The organism is Nocardia sp. NBC_00403 (assembly GCF_036046055.1).
Taxonomy (GTDB): Bacteria; Actinomycetota; Actinomycetes; order Mycobacteriales; family Mycobacteriaceae; genus Nocardia.
In genome coordinates, this window is sequence record NZ_CP107939.1 from 6,945,383 (window position 1) to 6,966,236 (window position 20,854).

At 66.0% G+C, this 20,854-nt stretch carries 22 protein-coding genes; 11 read left to right on the forward strand and 11 right to left on the reverse strand.

Features of this window, described 5'->3' with window-relative positions; all coding sequences use genetic code 11:
* The first annotated feature begins 39 nt into the window (after window positions 1-39).
* The gene (locus OHQ90_RS31090; protein WP_328403559.1) at window positions 40-1,140 is read left to right on the forward strand and encodes a type III PLP-dependent enzyme; all 1,101 of its coding nucleotides are present in this window, start codon (window positions 40-42) and stop codon (window positions 1,138-1,140) included.
* A gap of 8 nt (window positions 1,141-1,148) precedes the next feature.
* Entirely contained in the window at window positions 1,149-2,357 is a 1,209-nt protein-coding gene (gene speD / locus OHQ90_RS31095) for an adenosylmethionine decarboxylase (protein WP_328403561.1), read from the forward strand.
* 75 nt (window positions 2,358-2,432) lie between these two features.
* On the opposite strand, the gene OHQ90_RS31100 is transcribed toward speD, so the two are convergent.
* Both OHQ90_RS31100 and OHQ90_RS31105 read right to left on the reverse strand, forming a co-directional pair.
* A complete protein-coding gene (locus OHQ90_RS31100) occupies window positions 2,433-3,854 on the reverse strand; it encodes a cation:proton antiporter (RefSeq protein ID WP_328403563.1) in 1,422 nt (473 codons plus the stop codon).
* A gap of 193 nt (window positions 3,855-4,047) precedes the next feature.
* Window positions 4,048-5,451 (reverse strand): amidase, encoded by a 1,404-nt coding sequence (locus OHQ90_RS31105; protein ID WP_328403565.1) that lies wholly within the window; start codon window positions 5,449-5,451, stop codon window positions 4,048-4,050.
* A 42-nt stretch (window positions 5,452-5,493) separates the two neighbouring features.
* Between OHQ90_RS31105 and OHQ90_RS31110 the strand changes: the two genes are divergently transcribed.
* Window positions 5,494-6,147 carry a TetR/AcrR family transcriptional regulator gene (locus OHQ90_RS31110; RefSeq protein WP_328403567.1) on the forward strand — a complete coding sequence of 218 codons (654 nt, stop codon included), beginning with the start codon at window positions 5,494-5,496 and terminating at the stop codon, window positions 6,145-6,147.
* Between the two features lie 3 nt (window positions 6,148-6,150).
* Here OHQ90_RS31110 and OHQ90_RS31115 read toward each other — a convergent pair whose 3' ends face one another.
* The 4 genes from OHQ90_RS31115 to OHQ90_RS31130 all read right to left on the reverse strand — a co-directional run bounded on the left by OHQ90_RS31115 (window position 6,151) and on the right by OHQ90_RS31130 (window position 9,005).
* Entirely contained in the window at window positions 6,151-6,348 is a 198-nt protein-coding gene (locus tag OHQ90_RS31115) for a tautomerase family protein (protein ID WP_328403569.1), read from the reverse strand.
* The gene (locus OHQ90_RS31120; RefSeq protein WP_328403571.1) at window positions 6,348-7,088 is read right to left on the reverse strand and encodes an SDR family NAD(P)-dependent oxidoreductase; all 741 of its coding nucleotides are present in this window, start codon (window positions 7,086-7,088) and stop codon (window positions 6,348-6,350) included. The genes OHQ90_RS31115 and OHQ90_RS31120 overlap by 1 nt, the downstream gene beginning before the upstream one ends.
* An 84-nt stretch (window positions 7,089-7,172) precedes the next feature.
* The gene (locus OHQ90_RS31125; RefSeq protein WP_328403573.1) at window positions 7,173-7,763 is read right to left on the reverse strand and encodes a TetR family transcriptional regulator C-terminal domain-containing protein; all 591 of its coding nucleotides are present in this window, start codon (window positions 7,761-7,763) and stop codon (window positions 7,173-7,175) included.
* A gap of 303 nt (window positions 7,764-8,066) precedes the next feature.
* Complete coding sequence (locus OHQ90_RS31130; protein WP_328403575.1) at window positions 8,067-9,005, reverse strand: hydrogen peroxide-inducible genes activator; 939 nt, start codon at window positions 9,003-9,005, stop codon at window positions 8,067-8,069.
* 111 nt (window positions 9,006-9,116) lie between these two features.
* On the opposite strand from OHQ90_RS31130, the gene OHQ90_RS31135 reads away from it, so the two are divergent.
* The 4 genes from OHQ90_RS31135 (at window position 9,117) to OHQ90_RS31150 (ending at window position 12,028) form a co-directional block, all read left to right on the forward strand.
* A complete protein-coding gene (locus OHQ90_RS31135; RefSeq protein ID WP_328403577.1) occupies window positions 9,117-9,704 on the forward strand; it encodes a peroxiredoxin in 588 nt (195 codons plus the stop codon).
* 52 nt (window positions 9,705-9,756) lie between these two features.
* Entirely contained in the window at window positions 9,757-10,296 is a 540-nt protein-coding gene (locus OHQ90_RS31140; RefSeq protein WP_328403579.1) for a carboxymuconolactone decarboxylase family protein, read from the forward strand.
* Window positions 10,297-10,421: 125 nt separating this feature from the next.
* Window positions 10,422-10,721, forward strand: coding sequence for a hypothetical protein (locus tag OHQ90_RS31145; protein ID WP_328403581.1), 300 nt, complete (start codon window positions 10,422-10,424; stop codon window positions 10,719-10,721).
* Window positions 10,722-11,353: 632 nt separating this feature from the next.
* Complete coding sequence (locus OHQ90_RS31150; protein ID WP_328413212.1) at window positions 11,354-12,028, forward strand: PhzF family phenazine biosynthesis protein; 675 nt, start codon at window positions 11,354-11,356, stop codon at window positions 12,026-12,028.
* 1 nt (window position 12,029) lies between these two features.
* On the opposite strand, the gene OHQ90_RS31155 is transcribed toward OHQ90_RS31150, so the two are convergent.
* Entirely contained in the window at window positions 12,030-12,710 is a 681-nt protein-coding gene (locus OHQ90_RS31155) for a DUF5134 domain-containing protein (RefSeq protein ID WP_328403583.1), read from the reverse strand.
* A gap of 108 nt (window positions 12,711-12,818) precedes the next feature.
* On the opposite strand from OHQ90_RS31155, the gene OHQ90_RS31160 reads away from it, so the two are divergent.
* Complete coding sequence (locus OHQ90_RS31160) at window positions 12,819-13,580, forward strand: hypothetical protein (protein WP_328403585.1); 762 nt, start codon at window positions 12,819-12,821, stop codon at window positions 13,578-13,580.
* On the opposite strand, the gene OHQ90_RS31165 is transcribed toward OHQ90_RS31160, so the two are convergent.
* Window positions 13,497-14,558, reverse strand: coding sequence for an AraC family transcriptional regulator (locus tag OHQ90_RS31165; protein WP_328403587.1), 1,062 nt, complete (start codon window positions 14,556-14,558; stop codon window positions 13,497-13,499). The genes OHQ90_RS31160 and OHQ90_RS31165 overlap by 84 nt on opposite strands.
* A gap of 207 nt (window positions 14,559-14,765) precedes the next feature.
* Between OHQ90_RS31165 and OHQ90_RS31170 the strand changes: the two genes are divergently transcribed.
* On the forward strand, window positions 14,766-15,494 hold the full coding sequence (locus OHQ90_RS31170) for an SDR family NAD(P)-dependent oxidoreductase (protein WP_328403589.1): 729 nt from the start codon (window positions 14,766-14,768) through the stop codon (window positions 15,492-15,494).
* 16 nt (window positions 15,495-15,510) lie between these two features.
* Here OHQ90_RS31170 and OHQ90_RS31175 read toward each other — a convergent pair whose 3' ends face one another.
* The gene (locus tag OHQ90_RS31175) at window positions 15,511-17,151 is read right to left on the reverse strand and encodes an acyl-CoA synthetase (protein WP_328403591.1); all 1,641 of its coding nucleotides are present in this window, start codon (window positions 17,149-17,151) and stop codon (window positions 15,511-15,513) included.
* A gap of 225 nt (window positions 17,152-17,376) precedes the next feature.
* On the opposite strand from OHQ90_RS31175, the gene OHQ90_RS31180 reads away from it, so the two are divergent.
* Together OHQ90_RS31180 and OHQ90_RS31185 are read left to right on the forward strand one after the other, a co-directional pair.
* Complete coding sequence (locus OHQ90_RS31180) at window positions 17,377-17,901, forward strand: GNAT family N-acetyltransferase (RefSeq protein ID WP_328403593.1); 525 nt, start codon at window positions 17,377-17,379, stop codon at window positions 17,899-17,901.
* Window positions 17,902-17,919: 18 nt separating this feature from the next.
* Window positions 17,920-18,870 (forward strand): DUF1152 domain-containing protein, encoded by a 951-nt coding sequence (locus OHQ90_RS31185; RefSeq protein ID WP_328403595.1) that lies wholly within the window; start codon window positions 17,920-17,922, stop codon window positions 18,868-18,870.
* Between the two features lie 20 nt (window positions 18,871-18,890).
* Here OHQ90_RS31185 and OHQ90_RS31190 read toward each other — a convergent pair whose 3' ends face one another.
* Complete coding sequence (locus tag OHQ90_RS31190; protein ID WP_328403597.1) at window positions 18,891-20,114, reverse strand: aminotransferase family protein; 1,224 nt, start codon at window positions 20,112-20,114, stop codon at window positions 18,891-18,893.
* A gap of 28 nt (window positions 20,115-20,142) precedes the next feature.
* Window positions 20,143-20,772, reverse strand: a complete 630-nt coding sequence (locus OHQ90_RS31195) for a Pr6Pr family membrane protein (protein WP_328403599.1) — start codon at window positions 20,770-20,772, stop codon at window positions 20,143-20,145.
* Window positions 20,773-20,854 lie beyond the last annotated feature (82 nt).

Below are 20,854 nucleotides of genomic sequence, written 5' to 3' on the forward strand. Positions count from 1 at the left end.
CAAACCATGGAGAGTTCCCTTAGATTGATCAGTTCAAACATGCCCGAATCACCCTTCTTGGTCATCGACCCTGAGCGGGTGCGCGATAACTTCCGCGCACTCCGCACCGCGCTACCCACGGCGCGAATTCGGTTCGCGGTCAAGGCAAGTCCGGTTCCGGAGCTCATCCGGCTGCTGGCGGAGGAGGGTGCGGAGTTCGACGTCGCCAGCGTCGGCGAGATCGAACTGTGCCTGCGTGCGGGTGTCGCCCCGGCACGGATGTGCTACGGGAACCCGATCAAGAAGGCCGCCCACATCGCGGCCGCCGATGCCGCGGGCGTGCGCCGCTACGCCTTCGACACCGAGGACGACCTACTGCGCATCGCTGCACACGCACCGGGCTCCGAGGTCGAATGCCGCTTCCTGTCCGCGGCCCCCGAATCCAAGACCCCGTTCGGCACCAAGTTCGGCTGCAGCCCCGCCGAGGCGTTGCGCCTGCTGGTGCGCGCCCGCGATCTCGGGCTGATAGTGGCGGGACCGTACTTTCACGTCGGTTCGCAACAGCTGGACCCCGAGGCCTGGCGGATCGGTATCGAACAGGCCGGAGATATCGCTGCGGCGTTGGCGGACAAAGACATTCGGGTCGAGTCGGTGAACATCGGTGGCGGCCTGCCCATCTCCTACGTCGAGGCGGCGCCCGCGCTCGACGACATCGCGGCCGTTGTTGCGGCCGCGACCGCTGAATTCCTGCCCGAGACTGCCGGACTCGTCATCGAGCCGGGCCGTGCGCTCGTGGGGTCGGCGGGCACTATTCACGCCGAGGTGGTCGGCGTGCGCATCGCGCCGGATGGACGGCGCTGGGTGTATCTCGACATCGGCCGCTACAACGGGATGGCCGAGACAGAGAACGAGTACATCGCTTACCGCTTCGTCACCGAACGTGACGGTGATCCCGTAGACGAGGCGGTGGTGGCCGGTCCGACCTGCGACGGCGACGATGTACTGTATCAACGCACGCGAGTCCTCCTTCCGACCACGTTGCGAGCCGGTGATCGCATTCAGATCCTCGACACCGGCGCCTATACCGCGAGTTATTCGTCGGTGTCCTTCAATGGTTTTCCGCCCTTGACCGTTCATGTCTCGGGCGCTGAGCGAGAGTGAGTTGCCCCATGACGGCGGAATTCACCGGCTGGCACGTGCTGGCCGAGTTCGGTGGTGTCGACGCGGCCCTCTGCGATGACCTCGAACGACTCGAAGCGGCGATGCGAAAATCGTTGATCGCCGCGGGAGTCACGATCTGCGATGTCGTGCACAAGAAATTCGAGCCGCAGGGCGTCACCGTGCTTGCGCTGCTGTCGGAATCGCATGCCTCCATCCACACCTACCCGGAGTCGGGTGACATCTTCGTCGACGTCTTCACCTGCGGGAGCATCGGCGAGGGCGCCTCGAAGGCCGTGGAGCTGCTTCGGGATGAGTTGTCGCCCAAGGAAGTTCGCATGTCGACCATCCGACGCGGCCGGGCCGGGCATCGGGTCGAGGAGCCGGTCGGCGAAGGGCTGACCCGTATCTGGGATGTCTCCGACGTCATCGTCGACACCCACACGCCCTTCCAGCACATGCTGATCGCGAAGACCGAGCAGGGCATCAGCCTGTTCTCCGACAACGATCGGCAGTCCACCGAGTTCTCACAGCTCACCTACCACGAGGCGATGATGGTTCCCGCCTTCGTGCTGGCCGAGAAGCTGGAAAAGGTGCTGATCATCGGTTCCGGTGAGGGCGTGGCAAGCCAGATGTCGGTGGCGGCGGGCGCGACCCATGTCGACCATGTCGACATCGATCAACTCGAGGTCGAGCTGTGCGCCGAGCACCTGCCCTACGGCTACACGACCGCGGAGCTGACCGCAGCGGTCGAGGGCGAGGGCCCGATCACGGTGCACTACGCCGACGGCTGGGACTTCCTCGCCGAGGCAGCCGATGCGGGCACCCGCTACGACGTCATCGTGATCGACCTGCCCGACGAGCGAGTCGAGGACGCGCAGCACAATCGCCTGTACGAGGCGGAATTCCTGCAGCGATGTCGGGCCCTGCTCGCACCCGGCGGTGTGCTGTGTGCGCAGGCCGGTTGCGCGACCATGTGGCGCAACGAAACCCTCAAGCGGTCCTGGCAGCGCTTCCACGAGCAGTTCGGCACGGTCGTGCACTACGGCAGTGACGAGCACGAGTGGTCGTTCCTGTTCGGACTCGTCGAGCCGATCGCCGACCCGGTGCAGGCCATGACCAACCGGCTGGTCACGCTGCCCTACCGTCCGGAGACGATCGATGATCGCGCCCTGGTACGCGGAGCCATCGAGCCGCACGCACTGCGCGCGCAGCAGTAATTGTCGATAGACCGAGACGTACCGGCTCCCTGCGGAATTCACCGCGGGCGCCGGTGCGTTCGGGTATGTCGGCCACTATTGGACGACCGGGTGCCCTGACGGGTTCGCCCTGGATACCGTCGCCACCGGCACGGTATGTTTCGACTCCCCTGCCGACGACGGCTCCGCGAGCGGTTTCGGCTCCTCGCCAGTGGGTCCGAAGACCCGGCCCTTTTTCCAAGCGCTGCGCTCGAACATGCGCTGCACCGGCGTCGCGATGAAGGTCGTGACCGTGGTCATCACCACGAGGATGGTGTAGAGCTCCAGCGTGATCAGCCCGGCGGTCAGGCCGATGTTCAGCAGCACCAGCTCCATCAATCCGCGGGCGTTGGCCAATGCGCCCATCGCACCCGCCTCCCGCCAGCCCATGCCCTGGGTCCGGGCGACCAGGCCCACCGCACCGAACTTGCCGGCGAACGACACCACCAACACCACGGCAGTCATCACCAGCACCGCGGGTTCGACGATCACACCGAGTTTCGTGTTGAGTCCGGTGTAGATGAAAAAGGCAGGCAGCAGCAGATATCCGACCAGCGGCTCGAAGCGCTGCCGGATCTGCTCCACGAGTTCGCCGCGCGGCATCACCAGACCCGCGACAAACGTACCGAGCACCGAGTGGATGCCGACGAAATCGGTGAAGCAGGCGGCCAGCAGGACTACCAGCAAGACGACGGTCAGCGGGGCGACCGGCAACCCGCCCGCGCGCTCGGCGTCGCCGCGGCGCGGCACCCAGGTGTCGAGCCTGGCCAGCCAACGTCGCGCGATCACCGTCATGAACAGCAGATAGGCCATGCCACCGCCGATCGCGAGAAACACACCACCCATGCTGTCCTGGGCGGTGGCGACGACCACGGCAAGCAGCACCCACGCGCACGCGTCGTCGACGGCCGCGCAGGCCAGCGACATCGTGCCGAGCCGGGTGTTGAGCAGTCCGGAGTCGTAGACGATCCAGGCCAGGATCGGAAAGGCGGTGACCGCGACGGCGGCCGCAAGGAACAGTGCCCCTTGCCAATTCGCTACCTCGTCGGTGAAATACCTGCCCTGGCCGACCATCCACCAGCCGACGAGACCGCCGAGCACCGTGGGCACCGCGACGCCGGTCGCCGAGGTAGTGCCCGCCTGCCGCAGGTGTTTGCTCAGGATGTCGAGCTCGAACGAGGAGCCGACCAGGAACATGTAGAGCACCAAGCCGAGCTGGCCGACCACGTAGATAGCAGTCAGGTTCGGATGCATGACGGCCGTGCCACCGATCTCGATGTTCGTCGGAAACAGCCACCGCTGGGCCTGCGGCCACGCCCAGCCGAGCACCGACGGCCCCAACAGGAACCCGGCGACCATGATGGCCACCACCTGTACCTGCCCGCGCCTGTGGAACACCGGCCAGAGCAGTCGATAGGTCAGCAGAATGACCGCGACCTGTAAGAAGAAGTGTGTTGTGATTTCCAGAAGCGATGGCATCGCAGCTCCCCTCCGTCGAGCTGTAGCGAGCACGGACAGTCGAAGATCGGCGGAACGGCCCCGAGCGCAACTCCGTCTTCCCCGTATCCGGAGGGTAACTCGTGCGACTTACCGTTTTCTTGCCGCGCGCCTGGCATACACCGCGAGCGGCTGAATGCCTTGCGGTGCAGGCTAACTCGATTCGGCAGGCCGGCTAAGGCCGGGGGTCGACGGGCGTCACAACCCCCACCGCATTCTCGATGACACCGGCCGCGGCCAGACACAGGTCCTCTCGGTACATTCCGCCGATGATCTGCACGCCCTGGGGCAGGCCATCGGTCACACCGACGGGAACTGCCACCGCGGGGACTCCCACCAGGGAGCTCGCCGTGCACAACCGCACCGGCCCCATCATTCGCTCATGCTCCTGCGCATCGGTCGGGACCAGTGGAGCCGGTGGCAGCTCGGTCGACACCGGCCCCAAGAGCAACGGATAGCGCGCGAAGAAGCTCGCCCACTGTCGCTGCACCCCCAGCCGGGCAGCGGTCAGCTGGACGTATCCAGCCAGGTCCAACGGCGGTCGCCGCTGCATGATCAGCTCCAGGTGCCGTCGGCCGCTCACACTCAACAACGGTCGGATATTCGACCACACCAAGGAGAACTCGGTGCTGATCAGGCCCGCATAGACCTCCAACGCCTCGGCCAACGCGGGCGTTTCCACCTCCTCGACCAGGTATCCGACCTCCCGCAAGACCGCCGCCGCGGTCTGCACCGCAGCTCGGACATGGGGGTGCACGCCGTGGCTACCCGGGTCGACAACCAGTCCGATCCGAACCGGTCCAGCGAGCGCCGCGCCGTCCACGGGCGCGGGCACCGCCCGCGGGTCCTGCGGGTCGGCTCCCGCCAATACCTCATACACCAGCCGCAGATCTGCCACCGACCGCGCCATCGGCCCATCGACGGGCAGCACCTGTGAGGCCAACGTCGGCTCCTGCCCACCGAGGCGGTGATCCGCCGCGAACCGGCCGTAGCTCGGTTTGAGCGCGGCCACGCCGTTGAACGTCGCCGGAATGCGCAGTGAGCCACCGGAATCGTTGCCGAGCCCCAGCGGCGTCATCCCGGTGGCCACCGCAACACCATCGCCACCGCTGCTGCCGCCCGGGCTACGGCCTGCCGGGTCCCATGGGTTGCGGGTGTCGCCGTAGAGCGTGCTGGTCGTGTGCATGCCCGCGATCGTCAAGTCCGGCAGGTTGGTTCGGCCGATGGGTATCGCCCCCGCAGCCCGCAGTCGCCGGACCGGTGGCGCATCCTCCGAAGCCACCCGGTGACGTAACCGCGGCACCCCCATTGTCGTCGCCGACCCCGCGACGTGGATGTTCTCCTTCACGGTGAAAGGAACCCCGGCCAGCGGCCCCACCGGCGCACCGGCAGCCAGCCGCCGGTCGACCTGCTCGGCCGCCTTCAGGGCGCTGTCGGCCAGCACATTCGTCACCGCGTTCACCACCGGGTCGACCGCCTCGATGCGCGTCAGGTGCGCGGTCATCACCTCGACCGCACTGACCGCTCCGGCCGACACCGCCGCCGCGAGCTGTTTCGCGGTTGCTCCACAAATCTCCACGTTCAGGAAGATACATACCTGTATCCAGATACACTACTGAATATGAAGGAGCGACTCACCCGTGAGCAGAGCCGACAGCAGACCCGCGATCGACTGCTCGCCGCTGCCGCCGAACTGTTCGTCGAGCGGGGAGTCAACGGCACCTCGGTGGAACAGATCGCCGAACGCGCCGGCTACACCAGAGGCGCCGTCTACGGCAACTTCACCGACAAGCACGAATTGATCGTCGAACTGCTCGTCCGGCGAACGCAGCGCGAAATCGACGAGGTCGGCCGGCTCGACCACACCAGCCGCGAGCCGCTGCGACAGTTCAACCGCGATCGCGCCGAGCATCTCACCGACTGGCTCGCACTGCGCCTCGAGCTCATACTGCACATCCTGCGCAACCCCGACCTGCGACCACGCCTCGCCGAGCGCGAACTGCTCGCCCGTGCCGCCATCACCGCGGGCGTCGCCGAGGAGCTACCACGGCCGCCGGCCGATCCCGCCTTCCTTGCGCTGATCATTCACGCACTGGAGGACGGTCTGCTCATCCAGAAATTGCTGACACCCGAAGGAATTCCGGACGACGTCGTCGTGGTGGCAAGCGAACTGCTCGTCAACTCTTGGGCCGCACTGTCGGACACTCCCGAGGTAAGAGGTAGCTCCGCCGAGACACATTCGGGCGCCCGGCGTGGGCGCCCGAACGTCGACTAGAGCCTATTGCGCGCGATACTGCTCGACGTTCATGCCGCCGATACCCCAATCGGTCAGCTCGACCTCATCGATCACCACAAACGTCGTCGCGGGATCCTTGCCGAGCACATCCCGCAGCAGATCGGTGACCCCCTTGATCAACTGCGACTTCTGTTCCCGCGTCACGCCCTCATTGGTGACTTTGATGTTGACGTACGGCATTACGCCTCCCTTCCCGAGATGAACCCGCCGTCGACGGGGAAGATGTGACCGGTTGTGAACGTGGCATCCGCGAGATACAGCACGGCGGCGCTGGTTTCACTCACCTCACCGATCCGATTCAGCAAAGCCAGCTTGCCCGAAGAGCTTTCGTCGCCGCCGTTGAACAACGGGGTGCGAATAATCCCTGGCGCAACAGCATTCACCCGGATGCCGTCGGCCGCGAGCTCGGCGGCGAGGCTGGTGGTCAGCGCATGAACGCCACCCTTGCTGACCAGTGCCGCGGAGGCGGGCAGCCCGGCCAGCGCATGATTGATCAGCACGGTGCCGATATTGACGATGCTGCCGCCGCTGCGCTGCGCTCGCAGCTGCCGGACCACTGCCTGGGTGGTGAAGTAGGTGCCCTTCAGGTTCCCGTTCAGGTAGCTGTCGAGATCTGCCTCGGTGACGTCGACGAACGGCTTGGCTCCGAAGATCCCCGCGTTGTTCACCAGCACGTCGACCCGGCCGAACCGCTCGACGGCAACCCGAACCAGCTCGGTTCCCGTTGCAGGAGAGCCGATATCGCCTGCGAACACCGCCACCTGATCCGCCGCGGACAGCTCGGCGGCCACCGCCGCGAGCTTGTCCGCGTCACGCCCGTTGAGCACGACGTTGTCGCCACGCTCCACGAAGGCCCGTGCGACATCGCGCCCGATCCCGCTGGAGGATCCGGTCACGATGACCGTTTTCGATGTGGACATACCTTCTCGCTTTCTCGTGAACTTCTTGATACGACCGGTCGTCTTGGAATGTGCAGCAATAATCCGTACGCAATGCGGAGGGAGCTATGGCCGGAAGTAGTCGTCCAGCAGTCGGCGCAGACACTTCTGCAGCGGTTCGAGCGAGCGGTCGATCTTCATCCGGATCACCGCGCCCTCCCAGGACTCCAATAGCAGGTCCGCGAGATCCATCGCGTCGATATCGGCGCGAATAGCACCCGATTGCTGCGCTTGACGCAGCGCCTCTGCCACCCCGTCGCGCCACGAATGCCATGCGCCGGCAAGCGATTCGCGCAGCACATCGCTACCCTCCAGCTCGCCGCCGAGGTTCGCAATCAGGCACCCGCCCGTGTACTCGGCCTCGACGAACTCCTCCATCAGCCGCCCGAAGAACGCCCGCAGCCCCGCCACCGGATCCGGCGCGGCGCCCAGCGCCTCGGCCAGGTTCCGCTGCACACACAGCGAATGATGGTCGATGATCGCCTGCCCGAAGGTTTCCTTGCTGTCGAAGTAGTTGTAGAACGAACCCTTGGGCACACCGACCGCATCGAGCACCTGCTTGATTCCGGTGCCGTGATATCCGTTGGCCAAGAACCCGGCAGCACCCTCCTCGACCAGAAGCTGCCGAGTGTCGTCACTCCGTCGCGGTCGCGCCATGAGACCACTATACGACCGGTCGTCTTGGAATGGCAAATGCGAATCCGGCCGAAGCGAGTGCTCGTCGTTGGCCGCCGCGGCCCAACCCGCGTGATCGCCCCGCAATGCCCCGATAGGCCCGACACCTCGACCGGCTCCAGACTCGGACATTGACCGAGCAGTTCGATCAATACCGCAGGAAACTGCAATGTCCCGTATACGAAGAGCACATCGTCCGCGCCGCGGACAAACCCGAGCCGCCGCGGATCTGCCGTGCCGATCGGCGCCACCGCGCGCGCATCCGCGTCAGGCGTCTCGAACCGCTCAACTGCTACCTCCTGTTGTCGCGCCTTCGGCCGCTGGATCTATATCGCGAATGATCTCGGCCAGCTGCGTGTAGTCATCGGTCCGCGCCGTAGAAGCCCGGAAGGCGAGCCCCAGGGTGCGGCCCGGCGCGGGCGCCGCGAAGCGCGCGGTTTCCAGTGTTCCGCGGGCAGTTTCGGCGGCGACCGCCATCTCTGGAATCAGCGTGACACCCAAACCTCCTGCCACGCACTGCACTACAGTTGCCAGCGACGCCGCACGTGTGTCGCCGACGCCAGCAGGATGCACGTCGGAGGTGCGACACAACTCCAGCGTCTGGTCGCGCAAACAGTGCCCCTCGTCCAGCAGCAGCAGCGGCAGCGCATCGAGGGCCGCCGGCGCGATGTCGGTGCGCCCGGCCAGTTCATGACCGCGCGGGGTGACCAGCACGAATTCCTCTGTATACAGCGATATCTCGACCACTCCGGACATTTCCGTCGGCAGTGCGAGCAGCGCGACATCCAGCACTCCGGTACGCAGACCGTCGAGCAGTCGCGCGGTCCGGTCCTCGATCACCTGGGGCACCAACGCGGGTACCCGCGTACGCAATTCGGGCAGTAGCGCAGGCAGCACATACGGGGCGACTGTCGGAATGATGCCGAGACGCAGTGTGCCGCCGAGCCCGTCACCAGCCGCTGAAGCGACGAATCGGTCGGCCGCTTCGAGGGTCGCGATCGCCTGCGGCAGCAGCCGCATCCCGGCGGCGGTGACAAGCACGCGCCGCGTGCTGCGTTCGATCAGTTGCAGCCCGAGGCCGTGTTCCAGCGCCGCGAGCGCCTGCGATAGCGTGGGCTGGCTCACACTGAGCCTGGCTGCCGCAGTGCCGAAATGGCGATATTCCGCGATCGCGACGAACGCACGCAGCTGCGACAGGGTCGGCTGATAAGTCTGATCAGTCACGCCTATCAGTGTAGTGCGACTGATCACGTTTACCTTTCACCGGGCTTTGGGCAAGATCACAAGTGAGCTTTTCGCACAGCGCTAGCAAACCAACATGACGAGGAGAAAAGCATGGCCTTGCTGACCATCGGCGACCAATTCCCGGCATACAACCTCACCGCGGTCATCGGCGGTGACCTGTCGAAGGTCGACGCTCAGCAGCCTGACGATTACTTCACCCAGATCACCTCCGACGACCACGCGGGCAAGTGGCGGATCGTCTTCTTCTGGCCGAAGGACTTCACCTTCGTGTGCCCCACCGAGATTGCCGCCTTCGGCAAGCTCAACGAGGAGTTCGCAGACCGCGACGCGCAGGTGCTCGGCGCCTCGGTCGACAACGAGTTCGTGCACTTCCAGTGGCGCGCCCAGCACGAGGACCTCAAGACCCTCCCGTTCCCGATGCTCTCGGACCTCAAGCGTGAACTCGCTTCCGCCACCGGCGTTCTCAATGCCGACGGCGTCGCCGACCGCGCCACCTTCATCATCGACCCGAACAATGAGATCCAGTTCGTCTCGGTGACAGCTGGTTCGGTCGGCCGCAACGTCGACGAAGTACTGCGGGTGCTCGACGCGTTGCAGTCCGACGAGCTGTGCGCCTGCAACTGGAAGAAGGGCGACCCGACCATCGACGCGGGCGAGCTGCTCGCCGCCAGCGTCTGAGATCCATCGCCCGAATACACCGCAAACCCAGCATGAGTAGAGGATTCGCCGAATGAGCATCGAGACCCTGAAGAACTCCCTCCCCGAGTACGCCAAGGACCTCAAGCTCAACCTGTCGTCCATCGCACGCACCACCGTGCTGAACGAGCAGCAACTGTGGGGCACACTCCTCGCGTCGGCGGCCGCAACCCGGTCGGCGACCACGCTGCGCGAGATCGCCGAGGAAGCCGCCGACACCCTGTCGTCGGAGGCGTACAACGCCGCACTCGGCGCGGCCTCGATCATGGGCATGAACAATGTGTTCTACCGAGGCAAGGCGTTCCTCGGCGGCCGCTACGACGACCTGCGGGCCGGCCTGCGCATGCAGATCATCGGCACGCCGGGCGTCGACAAGGCCGATTTCGAACTGTGGTCGTTCGCCGTGTCCTCGATCAACGGCTGTGCACACTGCCTGGAGGCGCACGAGAACGTGCTGCGCGAGGCGGGTGTCTCACGCGAGGTGATCTTCGAATCGCTGCGCGTGGCCGCCATCGTCGCCGGTGTCGGCCAGGCGGTCCAGTCCACGGAGGCATTGGCCGCCGCCACGGTCTGACGTCTCATACCCCGGCGGCCCCGTCCACCAGGACGGGGCCGTCGTTCGTCTCACGGCCGGGAGTTGTCGGACGCCGTCGCTAGCCTGTCGGCGAAACACCCAGCGCCACAGAGGAAGACGGGCCGATGGCCGTCCGCACACCACCGACGAGCGAAGACGACTGGGCCGTACCGAGGGCCTGGTGGTCGAAGTCCGATCCGTTCCGCGGGCTCGGTCCCACACGAAAAACTACGATGAACGCGGCAGCCGCTGTGGCCGATACGCTGGCGCGGTCGGCCGACAAGGTTCGCTCGGTGCTATGGCATCCACGCTCGCACAACCTATTCCGGCAGCGTGGCCTGGCCTACCTGTCCGCACCCGACGCCGATCCGATCGGCGCCGCCGTCTACGGCAGTCGGGATCGACGCCTACATCCTGAATCCTGACGGCATCGGCAGGCACTTCGACGACAACACGGATCTAGCCGACTATCTGGTCCACACCCACGGCTTCGAACTCGCCACATCGATCACGGCCACGCTCGCGGGCATCCACTGTGAGTTCGACTCACTCATACCGAATGAGTGGTATCCGAATTCGAATCCCGCGAACTACCGGGTTGCGACCGGTCTCACCGATCCGCCTGTCACCGTCATCCGACGCCTGCGCCCTGCTCGCCACGGCCAACGACGCCGAGTATGCCAACGCTCTCGCGGCGGCGGCCCGATAGCTGCCCGCGAAGGCCCAACAACTGCTGATCGAGGCCATACCGGACCGGACCGCGTGTTCGACACCAGATGACGCGAGCACACCGGGGATCTCCGACGATGCCCCGATGACCTTTCGCTCCACGCCTCCCCCGATTAGGTGACCAATCCCCCATCGCCGCGCGACAATTCGGACTTATAGGACAAATTTCCGTGCGTCCTGCGGCTCACGCCCACGCGAGCACAGACAGATAGCCGATCGGTTGCAAGGATCGCCGGCCCAGTCGGATCTCGACCATATCCACACCTGGGAGCACGCCTGAAGTCCCGGTAGGCTCACGACCATGGGCACACAGGATGAGCTGGAGGTCATGAGCACGCGGGTCGAGGTTGTGCGGGTGTTCACCGACGCGGCCGGACGGTTCGGAAACGAGCTGGGAATCGCCCGTGCGGACGAGGTTGCCGACGCAGACCGGCAGGCGCTCGCGGCGCGTGTCGGTTTCAGTGAAACCGTCGTCGTCGACGACCCCGTGGAGGGATCCGCCCGGGTGCGGATCTTCACGCCCGCCGTGGAACTGCCCTTCGCTGGTCACCCATCGGTAGGCACCGGGTGGTGGTTCGCCGAGCAGGGCCTCGAGGTGCAGGTGCTCGATCTGCTCGCGGGACCGGTGGCCGTCGAACTGACCGACGGGCTCACCTGGATCACGGCCCGGGGCGAATGGGCGCCCGAATTCACCTTCCATCAGCTCGCCGACATCGAGGAGCTGGCGGCGCTGAACCCGGACGACTTCTCCACCGGACATCACTACCTGTGGGCGTGGACCGATGAGCACCGCGGCGCGCTGCGCTCCAGGATGTTCGCACCTTCCATGGGCATCGCCGAAGACGAGGCCACCGGCGCCGGCGCCGTCGCGCTGACCGCACTACTGCGCCGCGGCCTGGTGATCACCCAGGGCAAGGGCTCCCAGCTTTTCACCGAATGGGACTCCGACGGCTGGGTGCGCCTCGGCGGACGCGTCGTCGCGGACTCGGTCATCGACATCTGAGTCACCCGTAGACCACGGCGATCAGCATGTAGGCGGTCCCCACGTCCATCACGACGTGGGGCACGATCGCCGAGGAGAGCACTCGCGCGGCCGGCGCACCGGCCTGATGACCGAGCCAGTGATACCGCCACCCCGCGCTCACCGCGACTATCGCCACGACGGCGTCCACGGCGAAAAGCATCGCCAAAACCAGGGCGGGGCCGGGTTCGGGTCCACCGCCGTGCCCACCATCCCGATGCCCCGACATCGCGTACAGCATCGCCCCCGCGGCCACGACGTGATATCCGAGCGCGACCATCCGATCGGCGGGCATCGCTCGACTCTCGCTGTGCCACTCTGCGATCCGGCCGAGCAGCAACACCGCGAATACCACCGTTATCGCGGTCAGCACCCCGCGTAACGCAAGCGGATTCGCCCCCGCAGGAAAGACCAGCATGGTCAACATGACCAGGCACATGATCAGATGCGCGGCATCGGACTCGTGACAGGTATTCGGCCCGTCGCTGTCGATCGAATTGTCGCACCGCCGCGCATATTCAGCCTGCACATCCCCAGCCGGACGCGGCATCGCACCGGCTGCGGATGGCGTCGCCAACCGGACAACTACGATCGTCGACGCACACAGAAACGCCACCACCACCGACCACCGCAACGCGGCGTACTCCTGAACGAACTCCGCCACACTCCACCACCTCTCGTCGCGGGCAGCATCTCCATGCTCGCACCCACGCACCCTTAGGGCACCCTTTTCCGACGGAGGCGATTCGGCCGCGCGGCTACGATCCGATCCGTGCATCCGTTTCGCCGCACCTTCACGCAGCTGCTCCAGGCGCGGTTCCCACTGCTGTACCTCGAATCGTTCGAAGAACAACGCGCGCTCGACGAGATCGTCGCCACCACGGCCGCGCTGAAGACGCCGCGGCCGGTCTGGCGATGGTCTGCCACCGACGGCCTGTGCCGGGCGGGCCAGGCGCCCGAGCGCGGCACCGACGACCCGGTCGCCGCGGTCCGGGCGGCGCAGCGGGTTACCGAACGGGCGGTATTCGTACTCCACGATCTGCACGGCTTCCTCGGCGAGGCAACCCGACCGGCAGATCCGCAGGTCGTGCGCACGCTGCGAGATCTGGTGCGCGCCTTCCGCACGGGTGATCTCACTTGCACGGCGATCCTCGTTTCACCGATCCTGCGGATTCCACCGGAGCTCGAAAAGGACGTCACTGTAGTCGATTTCGTACTACCCGGCGAGGACGAGATCCGCGCCCTGCTCGATGTCATGATCACTGCGAACGCCGACACCGTGCCCGTACGCCTCGACGACCGGGGCCACGATCGGCTGACCAGGGCCGCGCTCGGACTCACCCTGACCGAGGCCGAAAATGCGTTCGTGCTGGCTATGGTCGACGGCGGCAGCCTGACCGAGTCGGGCGTCGAGGTGGTGCTCGCAGAGAAGGCTCAGACGATCCGGAAATCAGGCTTGCTCGAGGTGATCCGCACAGCGGGGCACGGCGGGACGGTTGCGATCGGTAGCGGCGCGGGCGAATCGGCCCGGTGAGATACCGCGCCACTGCTTGAACGCGGTCGAAAAGCTCGGCGCGCCCGAGTAACCCATCCGGAAGGCGACATCCTCCACGGTGAGCCCGGTGGCCAGCAACTCCTCGGCCAGATTGCCATAGGTCTCGACGCACAGCTGACGGTAGGACGTGCCCTCCTCCGCCAGCCGACGACGCATGGTACGCAGACTCATATGCAGGCTCGCCGCCACATCCTCCTGCGCGAGGCGACCGTTGAGCCGGTGCATCAGCAGCTCGCGCACCGAACCGGATAGCCCGTGTCGAAGACCGCGCCGTTGCAGCAGATCGGCGCATTGCTCTTCGAAAAACAGGGCCGTGAGGGGGCTGGCCTGTGGCATCGGGGCGTCCATGCCGGTGGCGTCGAATATCGCGAGGTGCGGGCCTGCGGCATCGGTGCTCGGTATTTCGAACTGCTCCAGCAGCGGCAGCAACCGTTCACGGTAACCGCCCCCGATTTCGCCGCGCAGTACCGGCGGCGCGACGCCGAACACCAGCGCCCAGTTCGTCAGCAGCGCGGCGACGTCACGCTCGCCGAGGAAGCCGCGCACATCGGCGGGCACATCCTGATCGTCGACGTAGAGCCACAATTCTTCGTCGTTGTAGACATGCCAGGCCCGCGAGAACGACGTCATCAGGCTGAAGTAGCGCATGGCGACCTCGGTGGCCGAACGCATCGTCGGACTGCTCATGACGGCAAGTCCGAACACACCGAGGGTGGTGATGTGCGTACGTACACCCGCCTCGATGCCGAGACCCCATGGATCGCCGAGCGCGGTGACGATGTTGCGGACAAGTTCCAATTCCTGTGCCGCGGTGACCTCGGCGCTGGGCGTAATCAGCAGCTGCGGCGCGATGTCCGTGCCACGCAAACACTCCGAGAGACCGAGTCCATGGCTTTCGGCGACTTCGACGAGGATCGCCGAATTCGCCACCGACCGCCGCCACTCCCACGAGGCCACTGGCTCATCGTCGTCCAGGTTGTCCGAAGCCCGCAGGAAAATGGCCAGAGTTCGGATGGCCGAATTCTCGTGCGGTCGAACGGCCTTCGCACCGCAACCCGCAAATTTCCAGCTGGCCGGTATCCGCAAGGCCATGACCCGATATCGCATGGAGTGCCGCCGGTCGACGCCATAGTGTCGAAGCAAGACGAAAGCGGGCGAAAACAAATGTCGAAGAAGACACTTGCCGGCAAGCGCGTCGTGATCACCGGCGGCACCGACGGCATCGGCAAAGAAGCGGCATTGGCCTTCCTGGCCGCGGGAGCCGAGATCGCGATCGGCGATTCCGATGCTGGAAGAGTTCGCGCAGTCACGAATCAGTTCAACCGTATCCACAGCGGCACCGCGCTCGGCTTACCGCTCGATGTCACCGACAGTGTCCGATTCGCCGAGTTTCTGTCCACCGCGGAACAGAAACTGGGTGGGTTGGACGTGGTGGTGAACGCCGCAGAAATCCTGCCTACCAGTTCGTTTCTTTCCGAGTTCGATACGGACACCGACCTCCAGATCGAAGTCAATCTGCGCGCGGTCATCACCGGGTCCCGACTGGCGGGCGCACGCTTCATCGAGCAGGGCCACGGCCAGATCGTGAACATCGGCTCGGCAGTCGGGGTCACCGCCGCACTCGGAGCCGCCGTCTACAGCGCGACCAAGCACGCGGTCGTCGGACTCGGCACGGCCCTGCACCGCGGACTCGCCGAACAGGGCGTCATCGTCAGCACCGTCGCGCCCGGTTTCGAGCCCGACGCGGAGGCGGTGGCCGACGCCATCGTCGACTGTGTCGAGCACCAACGCGGCGGGCTGCTGGTGGTGCCGCCCTCGGGCTGGTTTCGTACCGCCATGCCCGATCCCGTGCATCTGCGCCACACGATGCGCCGCATGCTCGGCATCATGTAGCGGCTCGGGTCACCGATCAGGCCGACAGCTCACGCAGCACGCGCTCGAGCACCTTTCCGGTCGGATTGCGCGGCAGTTCATCGATGAACAGCACGTCGCGAGGGACCTTGAAGCGGGCAAGATGGGTCTTGACGTGCTCGCGGACCTCGTCTTCGGTGAGGGTGTGCCCGTCACGGACGACGACCACCGCGCGCAGGCGCTGGCCGTACTTCTCGTCAGCGACGCCGAACGCACTCACCTCCGCGACGGCCGGGTGCGCGGCGAGCAGTTCCTCCACCTCGCCGGGGAAGACGTTCTCGCCGCCGGAGACGATCATGTCGTCGTCGCGTCCGTCGACGAAAAGTCTTCCCGCCCTATCGAAGTGGCCGACATCGCCGGTCGACATCAGGCCGCCGATGCGGGCCGTGTCGCCGCCGCCGGTGTAGCCCTCGAACTGGTAGTTGTTGCCGACGAAGATGCGGCCGGTCACGCCGAGCGGCACCTCGGTGTCCTTGCTGTCGAAGATCTTCACGACGGTGCCGGGCACAGGGGTGCCGACACACCCCGGCTCGACGGCAAGATCGGCGGGCGTGGCAATGGTCGCGTAGGCCACCTCGGTGGACCCGTAGACGTTGTAGACCACCGGGCCGAAGGCCGCTGTCACCCGCACGCACAGCTCCGCACCCAGCTGCGAACCGGCGACCAAGATAATGCGCAAGCGTGGGAAGCGGTACCCGGCGAAGCCTTTCGGACCGGCATCCACGAGACGCTGCAACATGACCGGCACGGCGATCAGCGCGGTGGCGCGATGCCGGGCCAAGCTGTCGAGCACGGCCTGCGGATCGAAGCGACGCCGGATCACCAGGGTGGAGCCGAAGCCGACGGCCAGGATGGCGTGCGCGAAGCCGAGCGTATGGAACAGCGGCGCAGGACATTCGGTGATCTCGCGGGCCCGGAACGGCACTTTGCCGAGGATGGCGCCCAGCGGCGCGAGCGAGGTCGGCTCGTTGCGCGGCGCACCCTTCGGGGTGCCGGTCGTCCCGCTGGTCAACAGGATGATCTTGGCGGTGGTGGTGACCCGACGTGGCGCCATGTGCGCACCGCCCGCGATCAGATTGTCGAGGGTGTCGACGCCGGGCTTGTCGGCCCAGGCGCGATAGCGGCCACGCCGCGGCGTGAGATCACCGAGCATGCCGGAGTATTCGTCGTCGAAGACCAGCAGATCGGCGCCCTCACGGGCAACGACCTCACGCAGCTGCGGACCGGCGAAATCGGTGTTCAGCAACACGATTCGGGCTCCGCACTTGGCCGCGGCGAACACCGCGTAGTGGAAGCCGCGGTGGTTGCGCGCCAGGATCGCGACACCCTCACCGTCGCGCAGACCTCGGGCGCGCCACGCATTGGCGAGCGCGGCGCTGCGCTCGTCGAGTTCGCGGAACGTAACGGTCCCGATTTCGTCGATGATGGCGACGCGATCCCGATAGCGCAGGGCGGCCACCGTCGGGAGCCCACCGAGCATGCCCGAGCGCAGCACCGCCACACCCATCCTGGCGAGCCGGTCCGGGCGCTCCGGCGCCGCCAGTCCGGCGCGGACCGTGAGCGCGGCGTAATAGGTTTCATCGGCGGCCCGACGTACCGCGGTAGCGGCCAGCGCCCCGACTTTGTCGGTCAACTTCATGATTCAGCTCCCCTGCTGGGCAGTGCCCGACCGAACGCCGTCGACCGGGGTGTGCTCGTGGCCGAGGTCTTGCTGATCCACACCCATCGAGGCGGGTGTTGCGTGGTCGGCCGTACCCGAGGTGAGGGCGAGCGCCCTCACAGTAAGGCGTGCCGAACGTGTTCGTCGAGTGAACGGCACCCCACCCCGCACGCGCGGCCCGAGGATCCGGTCCATGATGGACGAATGCCGAGCGACACCGATGAGCACCTACTGCGACCGCACCCACCACGGGCGTCGACAACCACGCCCCCGGTCCAGATCATCGTCGACGACCTCTCCGGCCCCCGGATCGCCGCTCTGCTCGGCGAGCATCTGGCCGACATGCAGGCCAACTCCCCCGCCTGCAGCATGCACGCTCTCGACCTCGACGCGCTGCGCGTGCCCGGCATCACCCTCTGGAGCGTGTGGGACGACACCGACCTCCTCGGCTGCGGCGCCCTCAAACAACTCGATCCCACCCACGGCGAGATCAAGTCCATGCGCACCGCCGCCGCCCACACCGGCCGCGGCATCGCCACACTGCTGCTCGACCACATCATCACGACGACCCGCTCCCACGGCTACCACCGCCTCAGCCTGGAAACCGGCGCCTCGGACTTCTACACCCCCGCCCAACGTCTCTACACCCGCCACGGCTTCGAACGCTGCGCGCCGTTCGCCGACTACACCGCCGACCCGCACAGCGTCTACATGACCCGCGCCCTCTGATCGAACCGGACCGATCGGATGCGAACACCAGAAATATTCACTCGCCTCGACGGCCGCACATCAGTGCTGATCGCGGGGGCGGGTGGTGGATTCGACGTATACGCCGGTCTCCCACTGGCATTCGCGCTCCGCGCGGCAGGAGTTTCGGTCCACCTGGCCAATCTCTCGTTCACACGACTGGAGACTCTCGACCCTTCGGTGTGGTTGAACGGCAGGGTCGCGGCGATCACCCCCGATGTCGCGGGCCCGGAGAACTATTTTCCCGAACGCACCCTGGCGAGGTGGCTCGCGCTGCACGACGAGCCATCGACGGTCTACGCTTTTCCGCGCACCGGTGTCCGGGAGCTCCGGGCCGCGTATCGGACACTGCTCGAGCTGCTCGATATAGACGCCGTCGTATTGATCGACGGCGGGACCGACATCCTGCTTCGCGGCGATGAGTATCTGCTCGGCACACCGGAGGAGGACGTGGCCAGTCTTGCCGCAGTCGCCGGAATCGATGAGACGCCGGTGCGACTGGTCGCCGCACTCGGCTTCGGCATCGATGCGTTTCACGGGGTCAACCATGTCCAGGTGCTCGAGAATATCGCCGAGCTCGACACGGCAGGCGCCTACCTGGGCGCGTTCTCGATACCCGGCGATTGCCCGGAAGCTCGGCGCTACCGCGCGGCCGTCGAGCATGCCGCCGCGCTGACGCCCAAGCGCCCGAGTTTGGTCAACGGGCAGATCGCGGCAGCACTATCCGGGCGGCACGGCGACGTGCCGATCGGTGGTAGAAGCCGGGCCACCGACCTCTTCGTCAACCCGCTGATGGCGATGTACTTCACTTTCGACCTGCCGGGGCTGGCAGCACGCAACGCGTATCTGCCGACTCTAGAAGACACCGTGGATATCGCCGATATATCGCTCCGGATCGGGGAGTACCGAGCGCAGATCACCGTGCGGCCGCCTCGTACGTTCCCGCACTGACCGCCACGCGCCTGCGAGGGTCAGCCGAGGGCGGCGGTGAACCCCGCGACCAGCTCGACGACCTGATCATCGGTCATCACGAACGACGGCGAGATCTGCATCGCCCCCTGACCTGCCGCGCGACCCGAAACACCATGTGCACGAAGGGTTTTCACCAGCGGAAGCCCTTCCGAGGGGTCAGCGAGCTGGATCGCGGCGACCGCACCGAGACCGCTGCGCACTTCGGCGACGCGCGGATGCTCGGCCAACGGTGCCAACTTGTTGTGCAGGGTCGATTCCAGGCGCTTCGCCTCGTTCAACAAGCCCTCGCGCTCGACGATCTCCAAATTCGCCAGCGCGGCCGCGGCGGCGCCGGCATGACCGCCATAGGTGTAGCCATGACGCCACCACACGCCCCCGCTGAAGAACGGTTCAGCAATGCGCGGGGCGATGAAGACCGCACCCATCGGAACATAGCCGGAAGTCAGGCCCTTCGCGGTGGTCATGAGGTCGGGCTCGAGATCGAATCGGGATGAGGCGAACCAGGATCCGCCGATACGGCCGAACCCCGTGACGACCTCGTCGACCACGAACAGGATGTCGTTGTCGCGGCAGATACGGCGGACCTCGGCCAGATAACCGTCCGGCGGCAAATAGATACCGCCCGCGCCGATGATGGGTTCGCAGAAGAACGCCGCGATGCGTTCGGCGCCGATTTCCTCGATCAAGGCAAGCAGCGATTTCGCGTCATCCCACTCGACGGTGCGCGCATCGGCCATCAGTTCGCCGTAGCCTTCCCGATTGACCGGGATGCCCGCCAACGCCGTTCCCGCGACATGCATTCCGTGATACGCGCGCTGACGGCCGACCACGATCGTCTTGTCCGGCCGCCCCATCTCGTGCCAGTACCGCCGTGCCAGCTTCGCCGCGGTGTCGACCGAATCCGAACCACCGGAGGTGAAGAAGATCTTGCTGTCGGGCACCGGCGCAATCGTCGCCAGCTTCTCCGCGAGCAGCTGGGTGGTGGGTTCGGCGAAGTCGCCGAAGTTCGAGTAGTGCGCGATGGTGCGTAGTTGCGCGGCGACAGCATCGGCGATCTCGGCGCGCCCGTGCCCGACATTGGTGAACCACAGGCCCGCGGTCGCATCCAGATACCTGGTACCAGCCTCGTCCCAGATGTAGGCGCCCTCCCCGCGCGCGACAACGAATGCCCCGTCCCGTTCGACGGCACCCATATCGGCGAACCCATGCCATAGCGCACTCATACCAACCACCTTTACCTCGAGAACCGAATCAACCGTCCGCACCCCGCCAGCGGCTGCTCAGATCGCCGAGGGCGGCGACGGCACCCGCGAGCAGCGCGAACGCCACAACCAGAACCACCAAGCCGATGGTCATCGACACATACCGCTGACGCCACAAGGCGATGAACGGGTACGGATACCACTCCACGAAAACGCCCTGGAACAGGGTGTAAGCGCTATATGCCACCGGGTAGGCCAGCCAGCCCGCGATCAGCGGACCGTTGACCCTGATCGCCACCGGCACCAGCGCCCAATCCGCGATCATCGCGATCGGCATAATCCGATGGAGCACGTCATCGGACCAGCGCTGTTCGGTCCCGGCGTGGATGTGCGCGAGCAGTACCGCGTACACGATGCCGGTAATGACCAGATACAGCGTGCCGGCGCCGCGGACCAGCTGCCACCGCTGATCGATCGGATCGAGCAGCGCGCCGGCCAGCAGCACGATCACTCCGAGAATGTTCGATTGGATCGTGAAATAGCTGAAATGGTTGTCCAGTGAGTAGCCGAACGATCCATGGTCGTGGATAGGACCACAGATCAGCGCCACCAGCCCCAGCGCAGCGAACCCGATACGCAGGACACGAACCCACCATGGAGCCATCCCGACGGCGTTCACGGTGCGATTGTTGCATAGCGTGGGAACTGCCAGACCATTGCTCAGGGGGTGCCGGAGCCGAGCGGTGCACCTTCGTGTTGGC

What these genes read in the sequence shown, in the direction of transcription:
- OHQ90_RS31090 (WP_328403559.1), top strand. Translation starts at nt 40, where the DNA reads ATGCCCGAATCACCCTTCTTGGTCATCGACCCTGAGCGGGTGCGCGAT.
- speD (WP_328403561.1), top strand. Translation starts at nt 1,149, where the DNA reads ATGACGGCGGAATTCACCGGCTGGCACGTGCTGGCCGAGTTCGGTGGT.
- OHQ90_RS31100 (WP_328403563.1), bottom strand. Translation starts at nt 3,854, where the DNA reads ATGCCATCGCTTCTGGAAATCACAACACACTTCTTCTTACAGGTCGCG.
- OHQ90_RS31110 (WP_328403567.1), top strand. Translation starts at nt 5,494, where the DNA reads ATGAAGGAGCGACTCACCCGTGAGCAGAGCCGACAGCAGACCCGCGAT.
- OHQ90_RS31115 (WP_328403569.1), bottom strand. Translation starts at nt 6,348, where the DNA reads ATGCCGTACGTCAACATCAAAGTCACCAATGAGGGCGTGACGCGGGAA.
- OHQ90_RS31120 (WP_328403571.1), bottom strand. Translation starts at nt 7,088, where the DNA reads ATGTCCACATCGAAAACGGTCATCGTGACCGGATCCTCCAGCGGGATC.
- OHQ90_RS31125 (WP_328403573.1), bottom strand. Translation starts at nt 7,763, where the DNA reads ATGGCGCGACCGCGACGGAGTGACGACACTCGGCAGCTTCTGGTCGAG.
- OHQ90_RS31135 (WP_328403577.1), top strand. Translation starts at nt 9,117, where the DNA reads ATGGCCTTGCTGACCATCGGCGACCAATTCCCGGCATACAACCTCACC.
- OHQ90_RS31140 (WP_328403579.1), top strand. Translation starts at nt 9,757, where the DNA reads ATGAGCATCGAGACCCTGAAGAACTCCCTCCCCGAGTACGCCAAGGAC.
- OHQ90_RS31145 (WP_328403581.1), top strand. Translation starts at nt 10,422, where the DNA reads ATGGCCGTCCGCACACCACCGACGAGCGAAGACGACTGGGCCGTACCG.
- OHQ90_RS31150 (WP_328413212.1), top strand. Translation starts at nt 11,354, where the DNA reads ATGAGCACGCGGGTCGAGGTTGTGCGGGTGTTCACCGACGCGGCCGGA.
- OHQ90_RS31170 (WP_328403589.1), top strand. Translation starts at nt 14,766, where the DNA reads ATGTCGAAGAAGACACTTGCCGGCAAGCGCGTCGTGATCACCGGCGGC.
- OHQ90_RS31175 (WP_328403591.1), bottom strand. Translation starts at nt 17,151, where the DNA reads ATGAAGTTGACCGACAAAGTCGGGGCGCTGGCCGCTACCGCGGTACGT.
- OHQ90_RS31180 (WP_328403593.1), top strand. Translation starts at nt 17,377, where the DNA reads ATGCCGAGCGACACCGATGAGCACCTACTGCGACCGCACCCACCACGG.
- OHQ90_RS31185 (WP_328403595.1), top strand. Translation starts at nt 17,920, where the DNA reads ATGCGAACACCAGAAATATTCACTCGCCTCGACGGCCGCACATCAGTG.
- OHQ90_RS31190 (WP_328403597.1), bottom strand. Translation starts at nt 20,114, where the DNA reads ATGAGTGCGCTATGGCATGGGTTCGCCGATATGGGTGCCGTCGAACGG.